This window comes from Burkholderia sp. Ac-20392, assembly GCF_017104585.1.
In the GTDB taxonomy this organism is placed as follows: Bacteria; Pseudomonadota; Gammaproteobacteria; order Burkholderiales; family Burkholderiaceae; genus Burkholderia; species Burkholderia lata.
Genome location: NZ_JAAGPB010000665.1, coordinates 1 through 3,761 on the forward strand (window position 1 = coordinate 1; position 3,761 = coordinate 3,761).

The following is a 3,761-nucleotide window of genomic DNA, read 5'->3' on the forward strand; positions in this document are numbered from 1 at the left end:
TGGGCGCAGGCACAGGAACAGGATGGTGGCGAGCACGGCGGCCAGGGCGATGAACCAGTCGACGAGGATATTCATGAGAAAAAGGGGGCACGTCCAAAGCGGATTGAAGCGTGCCCACTTTAGTGTCCTCGCGTGTGCGATTAAATCAGACGAGTCCGAAATTGAAAGCCATTTTTAATAACGGCGCGTGATTGGCCCTGTTCCACAGGCGGTATCATCGACGTCGGTCCAACCACGAGGCCGCGCGGCGCGCGGCCGGAGATTGCTGATGAACATGAAGACTTCGCGGGCGCGTCGCGTGCCCGGGTCCGTACTGGCGGCCGTGGCCGCCGGTGCGCTGCTGTTGCTCGCGGGCTGCGAGAAGTCCGGTGCGCCGGTCACGCAACCCGATACGGCCGCGAGCGCGGCCGCCGATGCCGCGAACAACGCGGCCAAGGCGCTCGACCAGGTGGCGAGCACCGTCAACCAGCAGATCAACGCCGCGAAGGCCGGCATCGCGTCTGCAGCGTCGGCCGTGCCGCCGCTGTCCGCGAGCGGCCTCGCATCCGCCGCGCAGGCGCAGATCGACGCGGCCGCGTCCGCGGTCGTCGCGCATGCGGCTTCCGAAGCCGGCGCGAAGATCGCCGAAGCCGGCAAGAAGCTCCAGCAGTGGAGCCAGCAGAACGCGTCAGGCGCCAAGCCCGCGAGCGGAGAGTGACGCGGGCTTGCATGATCCGCGAAATGTAATTATAGTAGTTACATATGTCGCCGGCCGCGGGATGGGCCGGCGTCGTCAAGTGAGTCAGGAATGAATACCAGCAGCCGGTTCGCGTTTGCCGTCCACGTGCTTGCCTTGCTGTCGATGCAGGAGGGCGTGCCGCTGTCGTCCGACATCATCGCGGGCAGCGTGAACACGAATCCGGCGCTGATCCGCCGGTTGCTGTCGATGCTGGCGGCCGCAGGGCTGACCACGTCGCAACTGGGCGCGGGCGGCGGTGCGCTGCTGGCGCGCGAGCCCGGCGCGATCACGCTGCTCGACGTGTATCGCGCGGTCGACGATGCGCAACTGTTTGCGCTGCACCGTGAGGCGCCGAATCCCGCGTGTCTCGTCGGGCGGCACATCCAGGGCGCGCTGATCGACTACATCGGCGACGCGCAGCGGGCGATGGAAGCATCGCTTGGCACCCGCACGCTGGCCGACGTCACGGCCGACGTGCTGGACCTGGAGCAGCGCACGCAACAGGCGGCACGCGCCGGCGGGTGACTGGCGGCAGGGCAGGAAGCCGGACGGCGCGAGAGGCGCGGCGACCGGCGCAACGGGGGCTTTGCCCCGTTTTTTTCGGTCTTATGTGTAATTAACTGTGTTACATATTTTTATTACTGGAGAATCGATATGACGCAACGTACTTTGAATATCGCGCTGTTCGGCGCCACCGGCACGATCGGCTCGCGCATCGCCGCGGAAGCCGCACGACGCGGCCATCGCGTGACCGCGCTGTCGCGCAATCCGGGTGCCGCCGGCGACGGCATCACCGCGAAGGCGGCCGACCTGTTCGATGCGGCCAGCATCGCAGCCGCGCTGCCGGGCCATGACGTCGTCGCAAGCGCGTACGGTCCGAAGCAGGATGATGCGGCGAAGGTTGTCGCGGCAGCGAAGGCGCTGGTCGCCGGCACGCGCCAGGCAGGGCTGAAGCGGCTCGTGGTGGTGGGCGGTGCCGGTTCGCTCGAAGTCGCACCGGGCAAGCAACTCGTGGACAGCGAAGGTTTCCCGGAAGCGTACAAGGCGGTCGCACTCGCGCACCGCGATGCGCTCGACTACCTGAAGACGGTCGGCGATCTCGACTGGACGTTCTTCGCGCCGGCCGCGCTGATCGCCCCGGGCGAGCGGACGGGTACGTTCCGCACGGGCGTCGGCAAGCTGATCGTGGACACACAAGGCAACAGCAAGATCTCGGCGGAAGACTACGCGATCGCGTTCGTCGACGCGCTCGAGCAAGACAGCTTCGTGCGCGAGATCGCGACGGTCGCGTATTGAGCGGTGCGCCGGCCGGTGGCGCGCAGGCGCCGGGCTGGCCGCGACGTGCAGGAACCTCGGGCGATTCCACCTTCACGGGCGGGATCGCCTGTTTCATTTGGTGCATGCCGCGTACCGGTTGAATCGCTCGTTTCGGGCGAGTACCGGATCGGTATTTATACCGGTCGACGCGGCGCAGCCGTTTCCATATTGTTCCCCGTTGTGCAGGATGAATAGAATAAATTTCTATCTACGAGGGACTGGAGAAATGGACGCCATCGATCGCAAGCTGCTGGAGCTGTTGCAGGCGGATGCCACGCTGCCGATCGCGGAACTGGCACAGCGCGTGAACCTGTCGCAGACGCCGTGCTGGAAGCGCGTGCAGCGGCTCAAGGAAACCGGCGCGATTCGCGCGCAGGTTGCGCTGTGCGATCCGCGCAAGCTCGGGGTCGGCACGACCGTGTTCGTCGCGATCCGCACGAACCAGCACACCGAGGAATGGGCGCAGCGTTTCACGCAGGCCGTGCGCGACATGCCGGAAGTGGTCGAGGTGTACCGGATGAGCGGCGAGACCGATTACCTGCTGCGCGTCGTGGTGGCCGGCATCGACGATTACGACCGCGTCTACAAGCAACTGATTCGCGCGGTGCCGCTGTTCGACGTCAGCTCGTCGTTCGCGATGGAGCAGATCAAGTATTCGACCGCGCTGCCCGTGCGCGATCTTGCGGAACCGGCCTGACGCGGCAATGAAAGGCCGCAATGAAGCGACGCGGGCGTGCATCGCGCTGGCGGGTTCAGCGGCCGCGCGCCAGTGCGCGTGCGCGTTCGTCGGCCAGCGCGTCGCGGCGCACGAAATCCGCGACGAACGGGCTGGCCGGATGGTGATGCAGCGCGTACGGCGTATCCCATTGCGCGAGTTGGCCGTCCTTCATCACGCCGATCCGGTCGGCGATCGCAAATGCTTCGGCCTGGTTGTGCGTGACGAGGATCGCGGTGTGGCCCGTGCGTTTCAGGATGTCGCGCAGTTCGAACGCGAGCCGCTCGCGCGTATCGACGTCGAGATTCGAGAACGGCTCGTCGAGCAGCAGCAGCTCCGGTGACGGTGCGAGCGCACGCGCGAGTGCGACACGCTGTTGCTGGCCGCCCGACAGTTCGTGCGGATAGGCGTTGCCGGAATCGGCGAGGCCGACGAGGTCGAGCATCTCCGCGACGCGCAGGCGCCGTTCGGCCTTCGGTATGCGCCGCAGGCCGAACGCGACGTTGTCCGCCGCGCTCAGGTGCGGGAACAGCGCGTAATCCTGGAACATCATGCCGATGCGGCGCCGCTCGGGCGGCACGTCGAGCGACGGCGCCGCGACGGGCGCGCCGTCCAGCACGATGCGCCCCATGCGCACCGGCTCGAAGCCGGCGATCGCACGCAGCACGGTGGTCTTGCCGCAGCCCGACGCACCAAGCAGGCAGCCGATGTCGCCGCGCGGCAGCGCGAGGCTCAGCCCGTCGACCACGGTGCGGCGGCCGTGCGGCGTGTCGTAGGCGAGGCAGAGGTCGTCGAGTTCGAGCAGGTTCATGGTGTCAGGCTCCGATCTTGTGGCGGGTGCGGGCGAGCAGGATCACGGGCACCAGCCCGGCCAGCACGATCGCGAGCGCGGCGACCGCGCCTTCCTCGTAGGTGCCGCGCGCGGCTTCCGCATACAGCCAGGTCGCGAGCGTGTCGAAGTTCAGCGGACGCAGCAGCAGCGTCGCCGGCAATTCCTTCATCGCATCGACG

Annotated in this window: 5 protein-coding genes and 1 pseudogene; 4 read left to right on the top strand and 2 right to left on the bottom strand. The window is 67.1% G+C overall.

Features of this window, described 5'->3' with window-relative positions:
- Positions 1 to 268 precede the first annotated feature (268 nt).
- From G3N99_RS36480 to G3N99_RS36495, 4 genes are all read left to right on the top strand, one after another.
- Positions 269 to 697, top strand: a complete 429-nt coding sequence (locus G3N99_RS36480) for a hypothetical protein (protein WP_174915176.1) — start codon at positions 269 to 271, stop codon at positions 695 to 697.
- Between the two features lie 90 nt (positions 698 to 787).
- A complete protein-coding gene (locus tag G3N99_RS36485; protein ID WP_089472448.1) occupies positions 788 to 1,243 on the top strand; it encodes an Rrf2 family transcriptional regulator in 456 nt (151 codons plus the stop codon).
- Positions 1,244 to 1,372: 129 nt separating this feature from the next.
- Positions 1,373 to 2,014 carry an NAD(P)H-binding protein gene (locus G3N99_RS36490; RefSeq protein ID WP_206124786.1) on the top strand — a complete coding sequence of 214 codons (642 nt, stop codon included), beginning with the start codon at positions 1,373 to 1,375 and terminating at the stop codon, positions 2,012 to 2,014.
- Positions 2,015 to 2,261: 247 nt separating this feature from the next.
- A complete protein-coding gene (locus G3N99_RS36495; RefSeq protein WP_011351482.1) occupies positions 2,262 to 2,732 on the top strand; it encodes an Lrp/AsnC family transcriptional regulator in 471 nt (156 codons plus the stop codon).
- A 55-nt stretch (positions 2,733 to 2,787) separates the two neighbouring features.
- Here G3N99_RS36495 and G3N99_RS36500 read toward each other — a convergent pair whose 3' ends face one another.
- The gene (locus tag G3N99_RS36500) at positions 2,788 to 3,561 is read right to left on the bottom strand and encodes an ABC transporter ATP-binding protein (RefSeq protein ID WP_206124787.1); all 774 of its coding nucleotides are present in this window, start codon (positions 3,559 to 3,561) and stop codon (positions 2,788 to 2,790) included.
- A 4-nt stretch (positions 3,562 to 3,565) separates the two neighbouring features.
- Positions 3,566 to 3,761: pseudogene (locus G3N99_RS36505) on the bottom strand (iron ABC transporter permease); the annotation flags it as partial.